At 65.8% G+C, this 16,477-nt stretch carries 12 protein-coding genes; 9 read left to right on the top strand and 3 right to left on the bottom strand.

Annotated features, from left to right (window positions below; genetic code table 11):
• Nucleotides 1–73 precede the first annotated feature (73 nt).
• From lptF to rsmA, 5 genes are read left to right on the top strand one after another with little or no spacing between them, the layout of a single operon-like run.
• On the top strand, nt 74–1,243 hold the full coding sequence (gene lptF, locus ASF26_RS18545; RefSeq protein WP_056257428.1) for an LPS export ABC transporter permease LptF: 1,170 nt from the start codon (nt 74–76) through the stop codon (nt 1,241–1,243).
• A gap of 10 nt (nt 1,244–1,253) precedes the next feature.
• Nucleotides 1,254–2,342 carry an LPS export ABC transporter permease LptG gene (gene lptG / locus ASF26_RS18540; RefSeq protein ID WP_056257422.1) on the top strand — a complete coding sequence of 363 codons (1,089 nt, stop codon included), beginning with the start codon at nt 1,254–1,256 and terminating at the stop codon, nt 2,340–2,342.
• 56 nt (nt 2,343–2,398) lie between these two features.
• A complete protein-coding gene (locus ASF26_RS18535; RefSeq protein WP_056257417.1) occupies nt 2,399–5,056 on the top strand; it encodes an LPS-assembly protein LptD in 2,658 nt (885 codons plus the stop codon).
• Between the two features lie 49 nt (nt 5,057–5,105).
• Nucleotides 5,106–6,125 (top strand): 4-hydroxythreonine-4-phosphate dehydrogenase PdxA, encoded by a 1,020-nt coding sequence (gene pdxA, locus ASF26_RS18530; protein ID WP_056257412.1) that lies wholly within the window; start codon nt 5,106–5,108, stop codon nt 6,123–6,125.
• Nucleotides 6,122–6,958, top strand: coding sequence for a 16S rRNA (adenine(1518)-N(6)/adenine(1519)-N(6))-dimethyltransferase RsmA (gene rsmA / locus ASF26_RS18525; protein ID WP_056257408.1), 837 nt, complete (start codon nt 6,122–6,124; stop codon nt 6,956–6,958). The genes pdxA and rsmA overlap by 4 nt, the downstream gene beginning before the upstream one ends.
• A 70-nt stretch (nt 6,959–7,028) precedes the next feature.
• Here rsmA and ASF26_RS18520 read toward each other — a convergent pair whose 3' ends face one another.
• Both ASF26_RS18520 and ASF26_RS18515 read right to left on the bottom strand, forming a co-directional pair.
• A complete protein-coding gene (locus tag ASF26_RS18520; protein WP_018044867.1) occupies nt 7,029–7,481 on the bottom strand; it encodes a response regulator in 453 nt (150 codons plus the stop codon).
• Nucleotides 7,482–7,536: 55 nt separating this feature from the next.
• Complete coding sequence (locus tag ASF26_RS18515; protein ID WP_018044868.1) at nt 7,537–8,004, bottom strand: BLUF domain-containing protein; 468 nt, start codon at nt 8,002–8,004, stop codon at nt 7,537–7,539.
• 245 nt (nt 8,005–8,249) lie between these two features.
• Between ASF26_RS18515 and ASF26_RS18510 the strand changes: the two genes are divergently transcribed.
• The 3 genes from ASF26_RS18510 to ASF26_RS18500 all read left to right on the top strand — a co-directional run bounded on the left by ASF26_RS18510 (nt 8,250) and on the right by ASF26_RS18500 (nt 13,477).
• Nucleotides 8,250–9,623: a flagellar hook-basal body complex protein gene (locus ASF26_RS18510; RefSeq protein ID WP_056257588.1), complete on the top strand. Its 1,374-nt coding sequence runs from the start codon at nt 8,250–8,252 to the stop codon at nt 9,621–9,623.
• Between the two features lie 37 nt (nt 9,624–9,660).
• Complete coding sequence (gene flgK, locus ASF26_RS18505) at nt 9,661–11,538, top strand: flagellar hook-associated protein FlgK (protein WP_056257404.1); 1,878 nt, start codon at nt 9,661–9,663, stop codon at nt 11,536–11,538.
• Nucleotides 11,539–11,686: 148 nt separating this feature from the next.
• On the top strand, nt 11,687–13,477 hold the full coding sequence (locus ASF26_RS18500; RefSeq protein ID WP_056257401.1) for a hypothetical protein: 1,791 nt from the start codon (nt 11,687–11,689) through the stop codon (nt 13,475–13,477).
• Nucleotide 13,478: 1 nt separating this feature from the next.
• Here the strand turns inward: ASF26_RS18500 and ASF26_RS18495 are convergent, their stop codons facing one another.
• Complete coding sequence (locus tag ASF26_RS18495) at nt 13,479–15,542, bottom strand: M3 family metallopeptidase (protein WP_056257399.1); 2,064 nt, start codon at nt 15,540–15,542, stop codon at nt 13,479–13,481.
• A gap of 170 nt (nt 15,543–15,712) precedes the next feature.
• On the opposite strand from ASF26_RS18495, the gene fliP reads away from it, so the two are divergent.
• The gene (fliP, locus tag ASF26_RS18490; RefSeq protein ID WP_056148808.1) at nt 15,713–16,477 is read left to right on the top strand and encodes a flagellar type III secretion system pore protein FliP; all 765 of its coding nucleotides are present in this window, start codon (nt 15,713–15,715) and stop codon (nt 16,475–16,477) included.

Genomic DNA, 16,477 nt, shown 5'->3' with positions numbered 1-16,477 from the left:
TGCCGGGGGGCATGAGGAAGGCCCGTGGGACGCGTCCCACGCAAGCCGCGCGTAAGGCCCGCCACGAGATCCGATGACGCAGATCGAGCGCTACATATTCAGGATCGCGGCCGGGGCCTTCCTCGCTTGCCTGATCGGCCTCACGGGTACGATCTGGGTGACGCAGGCCCTGCGCGAACTCGACCTGATCACGGCCAAGGGCCAGACCCTCATCGTCTTCTTCCTGATCACCGGATTGTCGGTGCCGACGCTGATCACCGTGATCGCGCCCGTGGCCCTGTTCATCGCCGTGGTCTATGCCCTGAACCGGCTGAACGGCGATTCCGAGCTCATCGTCATGTCGGCGGCCGGCATGCAGCCGCGGCGCATCCTTCGCCCGTTCCTCACCCTGGGGCTCATCGTGAGCGCCGGCGTCGCCTTCCTCACCATCCAGGTGATGCCGTCATCGTTCCAGGAACTGCGCGACGTGCTGACCCGCGTGCGCGGCGACTTCATCGCGAACGTGGTGAAGGAGGGCCAGTTCACCGAGCTCGACAGCGGCATCACCTTCCATTTCCGCGAGCGCGGCCCGGGTGGAACGCTGCAGGGCATCTTCATCCAGGACAAGCGCGAGGCCGGAAAGACGGTGGTCTATCTCGCCGAGCAGGGTCAAGCTGTGGATTACGAGGGCCAGAGCTACCTCGCCCTTGAGAAGGGCAGCATCCACCGGCAGCAGAAGGATTCTCGGGATTCCTCGATCATCACCTTCGAGCGCTACACGGTGGACCTCGCGGCCTTCACCCCCCCGGACGGCGAGACCGTCTACAAGCCGCGCGAACGGTCGACGGCGCAGCTTCTCTTCCCCGATACGACCGAGACCTATTACCAGACGCAGAAGGGCCGCTTCCGCGCCGAGGTGCATGACCGGCTCTCGGCCTGGCTCTACCCGCTCGCTCTGACCCTCATCGCTTTCGCGGCACTCGGCGACCCGCGCACCACGCGCCAGGGGCGAGGCCTCGCCATGGCGGGCGCCGTCGTCGCCGTCATCGTCCTGCGCATCGCGGGCTTCGCGGCCAGCAGCGCTGCGGTGCGAAGCCAGGGGGCCGTCGTCGCGATCTACGCCGCCCCCGCCCTGGCGCTGGCGATTTCCTGCCTAATCGTCTTCAACGGTGCCGCGGTGCGGGACTGGAACGCGCGCGTCTCCAGGACCCTCTCGAATCTCGGCCGCGCCGTGATGCGTCGACCGCGCCTCGGCGACCGGTGAGGCCGCCGCCATGATGATCGGCTTCACCCTCGGACGCTACTTCGCCCTGCGCTTCCTGCGCACGGTGCTCGGCGTGTTCATCACCGTCTTCGCCCTGGTCTACACGCTGGATTTCGTCGAATTGCTGCGCCGGGCGGGCGACACGGAGGGCGCGTCCACAAGTTTGATGGCGCAGCTCTCGCTCTATCGCACCCCGGCGGTGGCCGAGGGCGTGCTGCCCTTCGCGATCCTGTTCGGCTCCATGGCGGCGCTGCTCCAGCTGTCGCGCAAGCTCGAACTCGTGGTGGCGCGGGCCGCGGGCATCTCGGCCTGGCAGTTCCTCCAGCCCGGCATCCTGGTGGCGCTGGCCATCGGAGCCTTCACGGTGGGCATCTACAACCCGCTCTCCGCCGCGATGAAGCAGCGCTCCAGCGAGATCGAGGCCAGGATCTTCGCGAAATCAACGAAGGCGAATTCCGGCAAGGATTTGTGGATCCGCCAGAACAGCCTCGACGGACAGGCGATCCTGCGCGCCGGGACGGCGATCGACGGTACGACCACCCTGGCCGGCGTGTCGGTCTATACGTTCGACGAGGCCGGGGTCTTCGTGTCGCAGATCGAGGCTGCGCGCGCGACGCTGCATGACGGCTACTGGACCCTTCAGGACGCGCGGCTCCTCGCCAAGGGCCAGCCTCCCGAGAGTTACGACACCTACATTCTCGCCTCGAACCTCGACGCCGGACAGGTGAAGCAGCGCTTCACTCCTCCGGAATCTGTGCCTTTCTGGCAACTGAACGAGACCATCGCACGCACGGAGAGGGCAGGGTTGGATGCGACGCGCTACCGACTCCAGTATGATGTCCTCATGGCGAGGCCCGTTCTCTTCGTTGCCATGGTGCTCGTGGCAGCCAGCGTTTCCTTAAGGTTCTTCCGCTTTGGTGGAGTGGGCAAGCTTGTGCTTGGCGGTGTGGCGGCGGGGTTTGTCCTCTACGTCGCGCGGCAGGTCATGGAAGGCCTCGGCGCATCAGGCATCGTGTCGCCCCCGGTGGCGGCATGGTTCCCGGCCGTGGTAGGGAGTCTTCTCGGTACGCTCACGCTTCTCTATCAGGAGGACGGCTGATGCCGTTGTCGGTGACGGGACGCGAAACGAGGCCGAGGCAGAGGTTGGGACACGGGTTGCGTACAGTCTCCGACATCGCGAAGCTCGCCGGGTTGCTGGCGTTCGTCTCCGGCGCCGCGCTCACGCTCGGCTCCGATGGTGCGAGCGCGCAGGCTGCCGGCCAGAGTGACAGAGGCCAGGCCCGCAAGGCTGCGGCGCCCAAATCCGCTGCGGCACCCAAGGCTGCCGCGCAGCCCGCTCCTGCCCCCACGGGCAAGCCGGCCGAGCGGCTCCTCGTCGAGGCCGCCGAGCTGATCTACGACAACGATAACAACACCGTCACGGCGCGCGGCAATGCCGAGCTGCATTACGGCCCGCGCACCCTGCAGGCCGACCGCGTGCGTTATGACAGGGCCAGCAGTCGCGTCTTCGCCGAGGGCAACGTCCGCCTCACCGACGAGACCGGCGCCGTCGTGACCGGCGACACGATGGAACTGACGGACGATTTCCGGAACGGATTCGTCGATGCCCTGCGCATTCAGCAGACCGTGGAAATGCGGGGCCAGCCGGTCCGCACGCGCTTCTCCGCGCCGCGCGGCGAGCGGGTGGACGGCGAACAGACGACCTTCGAATCCGGCACCTACACTGCCTGCGAGCCGTGCAAGAACAATCCGGAGACGCCGCCCCTGTGGCAGGTGCGCGCCGCCAAGATCATCCACAACAACGAGACCCACACGATCGGATTCGAGGAATCGACCCTCGAGATCGCCGGTATCCCCGTCGGTTACCTTCCCTATTTCGAGGCGCCGGACCCGACGGTGAAGCGCAAGACCGGCTTCCTCACGCCGCGCTTCATCACCTCCACCGCCCTCGGCAGTGGCATCTCGACGCCGTTCTTCATCAACGTCGCGCCGAATTTCGACATCACCCTGACGCCGTCCTTTCTGAGCGAGCAGGGTATCCTCGGCCAGGGTGAGCTGCGTCACCGGCTCGACACCGGAACTTACACCATCCGCGCCAGCGGCATCTTCCAGACGACGCCCAGCGCCTTCCTCCCCGGCCCGCTCGGCGCGGGAGACCGCGACTTCCGTGGTTCGATCGAGACCACGGGCCAGTTCTACATCAACGACCGGTGGCGCACGGGCTGGGACGTGGTCGGCGTCACCGACAAGTGGTTCCTCGACAATTACCGCGTCCGCAATTCGAGCATCACCACGGATTACTTCCGTGAGGCGGTCTCGACGGCCTACCTGATCGGCCAGGGCGACCGCTCCTGGTTCGAGGCGCGCGCCTACTATTTCAAGGGTCTGTCGAGCTACGATTGGCAGAAGGAGCAGCCGGTCGTCGCGCCGGTGATCGATTACGACAAGCGCATCAACGGTCCGGGCTTCCTCGGCGGCGAAGTGCGTTTCGAGGCCAACATCACCCATCTCGACCGTGAAGCCACCGATTTCCAGGCGATTCCGCGCACGGGCTCCTACTACTTCAATCCCACGGTCAACGGGACGACCTACTCGCTCTACGAGACCTGCACCACCTTCACGCGCAGCACCTGCATCATCCGCGGCCTGTCGGGGAGCAACACCCGCGCATCCGCGCAGCTGTCATGGCGCCGGACCTTCATCGACGATGCCGGCCAGGTCTTCACTCCCTTCGCCTATCTGCGCACGGACGCTTTCTTCGTCGATCCGCGCAATTCCGGCTATCAGAACGCCCTCGCGCAGACGATCAGCACCACGGATTCGGATTTTTCCGGGAGGGTGATGCCGGCGGTGGGTCTCGATTACCGCTATCCCTTCGTGAGCAATTTCGGGCCGCTGGGCGTCCACACCCTCGAACCCATCGCGCAGGTCGTGATCCGTCCGAGCGAAACGCATATCGGCCGCCTGCCCAACGAGGACGCGCAGAGCCTCGTCTTTGACGACACGTCGCTGTTCGAGTGGGACAAGTTCTCCGGCTACGACCGTGTCGAAGGCGGTGTCCGCACCAATCTCGGCGCGCAATACTCGGTGGTGACGCCGTCGGGCTGGTACGCGAACGTGATGTTCGGCGAATCCATCCAGGTCGCAGGGGTCAACTCGTTCCGTCGGGGCGATCTCGCCAACGTCGGCCTCGATTCCGGCCTGGAGCGCCGGGAATCCGATTATGTTGGGCGCTTCCAGCTCTCGCCCAACCAGAACATCAGCTTCGTCACCCGTGCGCGGTTCGAGCAGCGGGACTTCACCGTCAACCGCCTGGAGACGGGCGTCATCGCGCGCCTCAACCCCTTCGCGCCCATCGACCTGTCGATGTTCTATTCCTACTACGCCGCCCAGCCCCTGCTCGGTTTCAACAACCGCAGAGAGGGCCTGACCGCCTCGGCGACCTACCACATCACCCCGAACTGGTTCGTCACCGGCTCGGCCCTCGTCGATCTCACGCACTATCTCGACGTGCGCGATAATTTCGCCAACGCCTACACCTCCTATCTCGCCAATCCCGTGGGCGCGGCGCCGGTCTATACCAATCCCGGCCGCGCCAACCTCGCCGGATTGAGCATTGGCGGCGGTTATCAGGACGAGTGCACCACCTTCTCGCTTAACTACATCGTCTCTCCGACGGCCGCGGCCCTCGGCGTCACGGAGCGCAACCGCACGGTGCTGCTGCGCGTCGAGTTGAAGACCCTCGGCGAAGTCGACCTGCGCCAGAACGTCAACATCGCGAGCACGGCCGACGGCATCGCGGCGACCCGGTGAGATCGCACGAGAACCCGGCCTCGCCTTCTTCCGGCGACGACAGCAGGCCATGACGGTGCACAGACCCATTGCGCTTACGATGGGCGATCCCGCCGGTATCGGGCCGGAGATCGCCCTCATGGCCTGGCTGTCCCGGGACGAAGGGGCCGGGCTTCCACCGTTCTTCCTCATCGGCGATCCCGATTTCATCGAGGCGCGGGCGAGCAGCCTCGGCTTTCAGGTGCCGGTGGCGGAGGTCGGACCCGATCTTGCAGTCGAGGTCTTTCCGCGTGCGCTACCGGTCATGCCCCTGCCGAGCGGCACGCGTGTCGGCGCCGTGGCGGGACGGCCGAGTGCGGCGGATGCCGGCGCGACCCTCGAATCGATCATGACGGCGGTCGGTCTGGTTCGCTCAGGCGAGGCGATCGCCCTCGTCACCAATCCGATCGCGAAATATGTCCTGACCAGCGTCGGCTTCGCCTATCCTGGCCATACGGAGTTCCTGGCTGCCCTGGCGGCAGAGCCCGGCAAGGCCGCGCCGCTCCCCGTGATGATGCTGTGGAGCGAGACGCTGGCGGTGGTGCCGGTGACGATCCATGTCGCCCTGCGCCGCGTACCCGATCTGTTGACGCAGGACCTCGTGGTCCGGACGGCACGCATCGTGGCGCGGGACCTGACGGAACGCTTCGGCATCCCCCATCCCCGCCTCGTCCTGTCGGGGCTGAACCCCCATGCGGGTGAGGCCGGCACGATGGGGACGGAAGACCGCGACGTTCTGGAACCCGCCGTGGCGCAGCTCCAGGACGAAGGGATCGACATCAGAGGACCGCTTCCGGCGGATACGCTGTTCCATCCCCGCGCCCGGGCTGCATACGACGTTGCGCTGACGCCGACCCACGACCAAGCTCTGATCCCGATCAAGACCATCGCCTTCGACGATGGCGTCAACGTCACGCTGGGTCTGCCCTTCATCCGGACCTCGCCCGATCACGGCACCGCCTTCGACATCGCGGGCAAGGGCGTGGCGCGGCCGGACAGTCTGATGGGCGCCCTGCGGCTCGCCGCCAGACTTGCGGGGCAACACGCGTGAGCGAGGACGGACTCCCCCCCCTGCGCGAGGTCGTGCTGAAGCACGATCTCGCGCCGAAGAAGGCGCTGGGTCAAAACTTCCTGTTCGACCTCAACCTCACCGGGCGGATCGCCCGCGCCGCCGGCCCGCTGGAAGGGGTCACGGTGGTTGAGGTGGGGCCGGGCCCCGGCGGCCTGACCCGCGCCCTCCTCTCTGCCGGCGCCGCCCGCGTGGTCGCCATCGAGCGCGATCCCCGCGCCCTGCCGGCGCTGGCCGAGATCGCCGCGCATTATCCGGGCCGCCTGAACGTGGTCGATGCCGACGCGCTGAAATTCGATCCGCGCCACCTCGTGGGTAACGGGCCGGTACGGATCGTCGCCAACCTTCCCTACAATGTCGGAACTCCCCTGCTGACGGGGTGGCTCACCGAAGCGGCCTGGCCGCCCTGGTGGGACTCGCTCACGCTTATGTTTCAGCGCGAAGTGGCTGAGCGGATCGTCGCGGACGAATCCGACCGCGCGAATTACGGGCGCTTGGGCGTCCTGTGCGGCTGGCGCACCGAGGCGAACATCCTGTTCGACGTGGCGCCCTCGGCCTTCGTGCCGCCACCCAAGGTGACATCGAGCGTCGTCCACCTGCGGCCGAGGCTTACCCCCCTGCCCTGTTCTGTATCGGCACTCGAACGGGTGACGCGGGCGGCATTCGGCCAGCGCCGCAAGATGCTGCGTCAAAGCCTGAAAGCGGCAACACCCGACCCGGCGCGCCTACTCGACGCGGCGGGTATTCCCGAGACGGCCAGGGCGGAGGAAGTGCCAGTCTCAGGCTTTGTCGCAATGGCACGGGCGCTGGACTGAATCCCGCCCAGACTACTACGTCGTATGGTTACCCAAGCCGGGCCGCCGCAGGGTTGACGGCCGGAATCGTTCAGAACTTGCCGAGCATCGGGAAATCGACACTGAGGGCGGATTCCGCTGCGAGCGGCGCCTCGCGGCGGCGTGGCTTGCGGTTGATGACCTGCTTCAGCTTCGACTTCAGCACCGACATGTCGAACGGCTTCAGGATGAAGGCGTCCGCCCCGGCCTGGTGAGCGAGGTTGATGTCCTCGAAATCGAAGGAGGCTTCGGTGAGGATGAAGGGCGTGTTCATGAGCGCGTCATCGCCGCGGATTTCGCGCAGGAGCGTCAGCCCGTCCATCGGCTCCATCATCAGGTCCGAGATCACGAGGGCGTATTTGCGCTCGCGCAAGCGCTCCAGCGCTTCGGGACCGCTGGTCACGCCGTCGACATCGGGGAAACCGATCCGCGTCATCAACAGGATGACCAGCTTCAGCAGTTTCTCCTGATCGTCGACGATCAGGATCGGTGGGGTCTCACTCATGGGCTTTCGAAGCTCAAAGTCGGATATCCGACATCAGGAAGACTGGGACGAAGCATCAGACGAAGAGATGGTCGATGCCCTGTTTGGCCAGCGATTCGGCCTGCAGGGCAACGGCGAGGGAATGGATCACCCCGCCTTTCGGAGTGCCGCGCTGAAACATCGGCAGCAGGCCGGCCTTCTGGAAGATCGCGTCGTTCGCCGGGTTGCGGATGACGGTCACGAACGAATTGACGAATTCCCGCTTCACGATCTCGCGCCACTCGACGATCTGCACGTCGCGATGCCGGGTATCGTTGCTGATCCGTCCGAACGTGTCGTTCACGGAGGTGCGCTCGCCTTCGATGATCTGGGCGGCGAAATTCTGCTCCACCAGCAGGAAGCTCGTGATGACGGAGAATTCGTTCTTCTTCTGCGCCTGCCGCGTGATCTCGCCGAGTTGGCGAGTCCGGCCCGCCGCATCGGCGGCGAGATTGAGGCGCGAGAAATAGATGAGATGGACGAGGGTCGTCCGCTTGCTCTTCATGATCCCTCTCCGCTGCGCCAACGGCCCGACGATAACCGACCTGGACATAACGCTGGGTAAACGACGCCGGCACTCTATCACGAAACCGGCAAAAGCTGCCGGGGCATTCCAGGCAAATGTCGGTTCTTGCCGGCCATCTAAAGAACTAATCTTGTATTTTCAATGATTTAGATTTGGCATCCCGCTTGCGGATGATGGCATGAACCGATCTCGGTCCACATCATTTTCAACAAAGGTTGCCGGTCATGGATGTGTTTACCGCGTTGCAGACAGCGGTCTCGGGCATGAAGGCCCAGGGCTTCTCCCTTGAGAACATCTCCGGCAACATCGCCAACTCGCAGACCACGGGCTTCAAGCGGGTCGATACCAGCTTCGTCGACCTCGTCGCCGAGCAGGCACCCAGCCGCCAGGTCTCCGGCAGCGTCAGGGCGAATTCCGTCCTGACCAACTCGGTCCAGGGCAACATCATCGCCACCGAGATTCCGACCAACATCGCCTTGAACGGGCCGGGCTTCTTCGCCGTGCAGGCAGGGGCTGGTAGCATCAACGGACAGACAGCGTTCACGCCCGGCAACCTCTACACGCGTCGCGGCGACTTTAAGCAGGATAACGAAGGCTATCTCCGCAATGGCGGGGGCGCTTACCTGACCGGGACCAGCCTCGACCCCGCTACGGGACTTGCCACTGGTGAAGGCCCGATCCAGATTTCGACATTGCCGGTGCTGGGCAAACCAACGTCTACCATTGAGTACTCGACATCCCTTCCGCAAACGCCCGCAGCAAAGCTCACCGGCGCAGTCTTCAGCGCTGACTCGAAGACGCCCATCATTCTGGATGGCACCGGTCAGACCGGGACGGTTGCAGCCGGTGATGCGAGCACGTTAATAAACGGCAGCCTTGAGGGCCCGATACTGCAGCTGTACTCGTCGAGCGGGCAGCCAGTTACGGTCAACACAAGATGGGCAAAAGTACAGGATGCGACGGCTCAGGTAGGCGAGACGGCTGCTAAGCCAGCAGTTTGGAACCTCTACTATGCTAATAGTAGCACTGCAGGACAGACCAGCTCGCAATGGACGAATGCCGGCACCGCCTTTCAATTCGATACAACTGGAAAACTTACGAGTCCGGCGACGAACTCAATCTCCATCCCTAATATTACCGTCAATAACGTTGCCCTCGGAAATATCACAATGAGCTACGGAGCGGGCGGTTTAACCACGACCAATGGGAACACGATAACTCCCAACTACTTCAGGCAAGACGGTTTCACCTCCGGCACCCTGAAAGGTATCTCGGTCAGCGAGAGTGGTGAAGTCGTCGGCAGCTATACGAACGGCAACACCATTGCTCTTGCGAGGATCAACGTCGTTCAGTTTGCCAACCCCGATGGACTGAAGGCGGACTCGTCAGGCAATTATCGTCAGACGCTTGATTCCGGAGTCCCGCTCACGGGCCTCAACGGCACCACGATCGAAGGCCAGAACATCGAGCAGTCGAATACGGACATTGCGAGCGAATTTTCTAAGATGATCGTAACCCAACAGGCCTATTCTGCGAACACGAAGGTCATCTCGACCGCGCAAGACATGATGTCCTCGTTGATCAATATCATCCGCTGAGGTCCGAGGTTTCCGGTGACGTAGAAGGAGGGCAAGCGTGTCGTTCTCAGCCCTGAACACGGCCGCGGCCGGCCTGAAGACCACTCAGGCCGCCATCGGCATCGTCTCGCAGAACATCGCGAATGTCGGCACCACCGGCTATGTCAAGCGCTCGCTCGACACCGTGGCGCAGGGGCCCGGCAATTCCGGCGTCGCCATCGGCACCATCAACCGGGTCTTCGACGAGAATTCGGTGAAGCAGCTGCGGCTCGAGACGTCCGGCGCGTCCTATACAAGCATGATGGCGGACGTCCGGACCCAGCTCGACAAGCTCTACGGCACGCCCGGCACGACGAGCGCCCTCGACGGAGTGATGAACAGCTTCACCCTGGCGCTCCAGACCCTCGGCGCTGCCCCGGACTCCGCGCCCGCCCGCTCCGCCGTGGTCGCGGCGGCATCGAACCTCGCGACGAAGATCGGAAGCATCGCGGAGGGGGTCCAATCCCTGCGCACCGCGACCGAGAGCCAGCTCTCCAACGATACGTCGGCGGCGAGCGGCCTGCTCTCGTCCATCGCCCAACTCAACGTCAAGATCGCGGCCACCAGCGACGATGGGTCCAAGGTCGCCCTGCTCGACCAGCGCGACCAGGCCCTCAATTCCCTCTCCGGCTATCTCGACGTGCAGGCCTCGGTGCAGCGCGACGGGACCGTCACGGTCATGACCAATTCCGGCATGACCCTGGTGGACCGGGCCAGCGCGGCGAGTTTGAGCTTCGGCGGCCGCGGCACGCTCGGCCCCGAGGACAGCTACTCCGCGGACCCGGCCCAGCGCGGCGTCGGAACCATCACGGCGACCACGCCGGGCGGCGGAACGATCGATCTGGTGGCCTCGAACGCGATCCGCTCAGGCTCGCTGGCCGCCGGAATCGAGCTGCGCGACACGGTTCTGCCCCAGGCCCAGCGCCAGCTCGACGATCTCGCGGCGGGCCTGTCGCGGTCGCTGTCCGATACGTCGGCGGTGGGCACGCCCGCCTCCACGACGACCGGAGCGGGTTTTGACATCGACCTGACCGGCCTCAGCGCCGGCAACGCCATCACGGTCAGCCTCAAGGATGACAAGGGCGCCCAGCGCAACCTGATCCTGGTTCCGTCCAAACTGAATCCGCCCGCCGCCGTGAACCGGACCGATGTCGCCGACCCGCTGGCGACCATCGTGCCGTTCACGCTGGAGAGCGACCCGGCCAAGCTCGGCGCCTCGATCGCCGCTGCCCTCGGCTCGTCATTCACCGTGACGTCCAACGGCACTGTCGGCAAGGAAGGCGCGGTCAGAATCCTGACCCCGGCGAACGGGGCCACGACGATCCAAGGGATCAGCGCCAGCGTCACCCAGTCGAAAACAGCCGACGACGTGACGAACGGCAAGCCGCAGATCCCGCTCTTCGTCGATGGCGGCGGCCAGGCCCGTCTCTTCACCGGCTCGTTCGATGGCGGCTCGCAGCTGACGGGCTTTGCTCAACGCATCGCCGTGAACCCCGCGGTGGCGGCGAAGACCGAATCGCTGGTGAAGATGTCGTCATCCACTCCGGCCAACGACGTATCGCGACCGCAATACCTCCACAACGCCCTCACGACCGCCAACCGGACCTTCTCGGCGGCGAGCGGAATCGGCGGCATCAGCGCCCCCTTCACGACCTCGGTTCAGGACTTCACCCAGAAGATCATCGACGCCCAGGGCGCCGCCACCGCGACCGCACAGTTTCTCGACGAAGGGCAGAGCATCGCTCTGGCGACGGCGCAGAGTCGGTTCGCGGGCACATCCGGCGTCAAGATCGACGAGGAGATGTCGAAGCTCGTCGGGTTGCAGACGGCTTATACCGCCAATGCCCGCGTCCTCACGGCCGCGCGCGACATGCTGGACACGCTTCTCCGGATCTAGAGATTCCTCACGGACTTCCTGTCCGTGAGGTTGCTCCAGGTCTTCTTTCCGCATTTCGTTCTTCCGAAACGTGGGCTCCACGGTTCGGGTCACTTGTCCGGCGTCTTCCAACGGTCATACCCGTGAAGACCCTTTCGCCGAGGTCACGATGACGATCAGCGCCTTCACGGCAGGCACCTATTTTCAGGATCGCAACACAGCGAATCTGGTCAGCCAGAAGGCGCGCCTCGATGCGTTGACGACCCAGCTCAGCACCGGACGCAATGCGGAGACGTATGGCGGCATCGGTTCTGCGCGAACCACCAGCCTCTCTGCCCACGCCTCGCTCAGCGCGCTCGATGGCTACGATGCCGCGATCAACGCGAACACCACGCGGGTGACGGTCGCCAGTTCGGCGGTGACACAGCTCTCCAACCTCAGCGGCATCGTCCAGGGTTCGTTGAATAGCGGGTCGATCGCGTCCGGTTCGAATGCCGTGCAGGTAGCCAGGAACAGCCTGGACGCCGCCGTGGACGCCTTGAACCAGGACGTCGCCGGCAATTACATCTTCGGCGGTCGCGATTCGGACGCCCCGCCCGTCGCCTCGTCGGATGCGATCCTCAACGGCGTGCCCAGCCGCAACCTCGACGGCCTCAAGACCGTGGTGAGCGAACAGATCGCCGCCGATCTCGGCCCGAACGGCAATGGCCGCATCGCCACGAGCGTGTCGGGCTCCACCGTGACGGTCAGCGAAGAGGGTACCGGCGTCGGAGGCACGGAGGCGCGTGCGAATTTCGGCTTCAGCCTCGTCTCTGCGGCGAGTTCGAACCCGGCGGCCATCACGGCGGGGCCGATGACGGCGCGCACGAACCCGGACGTCACCTTCTCCGTGGCCAATGCGCCGGCGGAAGGCGACCGCATCCGCGTGGCGATCAACCAGCCCGACGGAACCCAGAGTTTCACCGACCTGATCGTCACCGCCAATCCTCCGGCGGATTCCACCAACACGATCCCGCTCGGTACGGCCGCCCAGACCGCTGCCGCCCTCACGAAGAGATTCGAGAACCAACCCGTTGCCAGCATCCAGGGCAAGGCCTCCCTTGGGCTCGCCGCGAATTTCGGCGCCGGCACGCCGGCCTCGGTGGAGCTCAACGTAAAGACCCCTCCGGCGGCGGGGGACACGCTGACCTTCAAGCTCGCGCTTCGTGACGGCACCACGCAGACGATCACGCTGACCGCGAAGGCGAATGCGGATGCGAAGTCCACCACCGAGTTCTCGCTGACCGGTGACGTCGCCGCCAACATCTCAACCGCCCTGTCGAACGCGCTGAAGGAGACGGCGGGGACGACCCTCTCGGCGAGTTCGGCGTCGCGCGCCACCCAGGATTTCTTCGCCGGGTCGAAGACCGAGGGTCTTGCGCCGCGCCGCGTATCGGCGGACGGGAACGGCTACGCGGAAGGAGCCAGCGCCACGACCGTCATCTGGTACACCGGCGACGATACCTCCACCGATTCACGGGCGACGGCATCGGTGCAGATCGGCTCGGACCGAAAGATCGGCATCGGAGCCCAGGCCAACGAGGAGCCGATCCGCGCGGTCCTCGCCGGGATCGCGCAGGTCGCGGTGCAGAGTTTCACCACCACGCAGACCGGAACGTCGGAGGCGGCACGCTACCTCGCCGTCGCGGAACGCTCACGCTCGGTTCTCACCTCCACCAACGGGCGCGAGGGATTACAGGCCATCGCCAGCGATCTCGGCCTCGCGGCCAAGACCATGACGGAGACGAAGGCCGACAACCGCGCCGCCAGGGCCACCCTTCAGGACAGTCTCGACGGCGTCGATACGGTCTCCCTCGAGGAAGTGACAGCGAAGCTCCTGGCGCTCCAGAACCAGCTTCAGGCGAGCTACCAGGTGACCTCGATGCTCTCGAAGCTGACGCTGACGAACTACCTCTCCTGAATCAGGCCGCCGCCAGGCCGCGCTGGCGCAGCAGCGGATCGATGCTCGGCAGGCGGCCGCGGAAGGCGGTGTAGGCCTCGCCGGGGTCGCGCAGGTTTCCGGCCCCGTAGACGAACTTGCGCAGGCGCGCCGCCGTCTCGGGGTGGAAGATGTCGCCGGCCTCGCGGAACGCGTCGAACGCATCGGCATCCAGCACCTCGGACCAGAGGTAGCTGTAATAGCCGGCCGCATAGCTATCGCCGGAGAAGATATGCGCGAAATGCGGCGAGCGGTGCCGCATGGAGATCTCCGCCGGCATGCCGATGCGCTGCAGGGCGTCGGCCTCGAAGGCCAGGACGTCGAGCCCGTCCTCGCCGCCGCTCGACAGATGCAGCGTCATGTCGACGATCGCCGAGGCGGTGTACTCGATGGTGGCGAAGCCCTGGTTGAAGGCCCGCGCCGCGAGCATGCGCTTGAGCAGGTCTTCCGGCATCGGCTCGCCGGTGCGGTAATGGCGTGCATGGGCGCGCAGCACTTCCGGCTGTTCGAGCCAGTGCTCGTAGAGCTGCGAGGGCAGTTCGACGAAATCGCCCGCCACCGCCGTGCCCGCGAGAAGCGGGTAGGTCACGTCGGAGAGGAGGCCGTGCAGGGCATGGCCGAACTCGTGAAACAGGGTGCGCGCGTCGTCGAAGGACAGAAGCGGCGTCTCGCCCGCCGGCGCCTTGGCGAAGTTCATCACGTTGACGATGATCGGCGTGATCGGGCCGTTGAGCCGCTCCTGCGAGCGAAAGGCACTCATCCAGGCGCCGCTGCGCTTCGACGACCGGGCGAAGTAATCGCCGAGGAAGATCCCGACCTCCGATCCGTCGGCATTGCGCACCGTCCAGGCCCGCACGTCGGGATGGTAGCGGGGGAAGTCGGTGAGTTCCTCGAAGCGCAGGTGGAACAGGCGCGAGGCCGTGTCGAAGGAGGCCGCGATGACGCCGTCCAGCGGCAGGTAGGGCTTGATCTCGCCCTCGTCGAGATCGTGCTCGGACCGCCGGAGCTTCTCCGCATAGTGGCGCCAATCGTGGGCGCGGATGGCGAAGTCGGCCCCTTCCGCCGTCGCCAGCGCCTGGAGCCGGTCGCGTTCCGCGCCCGCACGGGCATGGGCCGGCGTCCAGACGTTGCGCAGGAGTTCCATCGCCGCGTCCGGCGAGCCGGCCATGGTGTCGGAGAGCTTGAAATGAGCGAAGCTGTCGAAGCCCAGAAGCCGTGCCCGCTCGGCGCGGAGGGCGACGATCTCGGCGATGATCCCCTTGTTGTCGGTGCCGCCCCCGCTCTCGCCACGGCGGGTCCAGGCCTCGTAGGCCTTCTCGCGCAGGTCACGCCGGGTGGAGAAGACCAGGAACGGCTCGATCAGCGAGCGCGACAGGGTGATGACGTGACCGTGCTCGCCGCCCCGGTCCTTGGCCGCGCTGGCGGCAGCCGCCCTCAGGAATTCGGGCAGGCCGGCGAGGTCCGCCTCACCCTCGAGGGGGAGGATGAAGGCGCTCTCATCGGCCAGCAGGTTCTGGCTGAACGTCGTCCCGAGCTCGGCCATCCGCCCGGCGATCTCGGCCATCCGCGTCTTCGCCTCGGGAGCGAGATCGGCACCGGCGCGGCGAAAGCGTGTGCGGTAGCGGTCGAGGACGCGCCGCTCTTCCGAGCCGAGCGTCTCCGCATCCGCGTCGACGGCGGCGATGCGCGCCCAGAGCCGGGGATTGAGGTAGATGGCGCTGCCGTGGCGGGCGAGACGCGGCGTGATCGCCCGCTCGACGGCCTGGAGGTCCGGGCTGGTGTTGCTGCCGCTCAGGTTGAAGAAGACGGAGGCGACGCGGTCGAGATCGAGGCCCGCCCGCTCCATCGCCTCCACCGTGTTGGCGAAGGTCGCGGGCTCCGACGCCTCGGCGATGGCCGCGATCTCGGCATCGTGCGTGTCGAGCGCCGTCTCGAAGGCGGGCAGGAAATGCTCCGGCCGGATCCTGTCGAATGGCGGCAGGCCGAACGGCGTGTCCCATACAGGCTCAGCGAACGGTCCGATGTCCCGGATGGTGGTGCTCGTCATGGTCGTCCTTCGAAGTCGTGCGCCGCTGGCTCGGCCGGAACGTAGCCATCGGAGGGAACGAGCGCAAAGCCCCCGCGTGGTTTTGCGGTGACATGCGCGCGCCTGTGGACGGCATCTGCGGGACATCATCGCTTGCGCCCGCGCACGGCTCGACGCAGGTTGCCGCCGCCATGACACCCTCCCTCCGATCCGTCACCGTCCCGATCCGCACCGCCCGCCTCGTCCTGGCGGCGAGCGGTTTCCTGGCCGCCGGCATCGGTGCGGCCATGGCTCAGAGCCTCTCGGTCGATCTCGGCCAAGGCGGGGTGACGGAGCGGGCGCTCCAGCTCGTCGCCCTCATCACCGTCCTCGCGCTGGCGCCGTCCGTGCTGGTGATGGCGACTTCGTTCACGCGGATCGTGGTGGTCCTGTCGATCCTGCGCTCGGCCCTCGGCACGCAGAGCGCGCCCCCGAATGCCGTGATTACCAGCCTCGCCCTGTTCCTCACTGCCTTCGTCATGGCGCCCACGGCGCGGGAGGCTTACCGGACCGGCATCGAACCGCTGATCGCCGGGCAGATCACGCAGAGCGTGGCGTTCGAGCGGGCCTCGGCCCCGTTCAAGACCTTCATGCTGCGCAACGTGCGCGAGAAGGACCTAAAGCTGTTTCTCGACATGGCGAAGGCCCCCGCCCCTGCCGGGCCGGAAGCCATCGGCCTCGAGATCGTCACGCCGGCCTTCATGATATCGGAACTCAGGCGGGCCTTCGAGATCGGCTTCCTCCTCTTCATCCCCTTCCTCATCATCGACCTCGTCGTCGCCTCGATCCTGATGGCGGTGGGCATGATGATGGTGCCGCCGGCGACGGTGGCCCTGCCGTTCAAGCTGATCTTCTTCGTGCTGGTGGACGGCTGGACCCTGGTCGCGGGCTCGCTGATCCAGAGCTACGGAAGCTGA

Source organism: Methylobacterium sp. Leaf93 (assembly GCF_001422345.1).
Lineage (GTDB): Bacteria > Pseudomonadota > Alphaproteobacteria > Rhizobiales > Beijerinckiaceae > Methylobacterium > Methylobacterium bullatum.
Note: the sequence above shows the minus strand (reverse complement) of the source record. Positions and strands in the feature narration are given on the sequence as shown.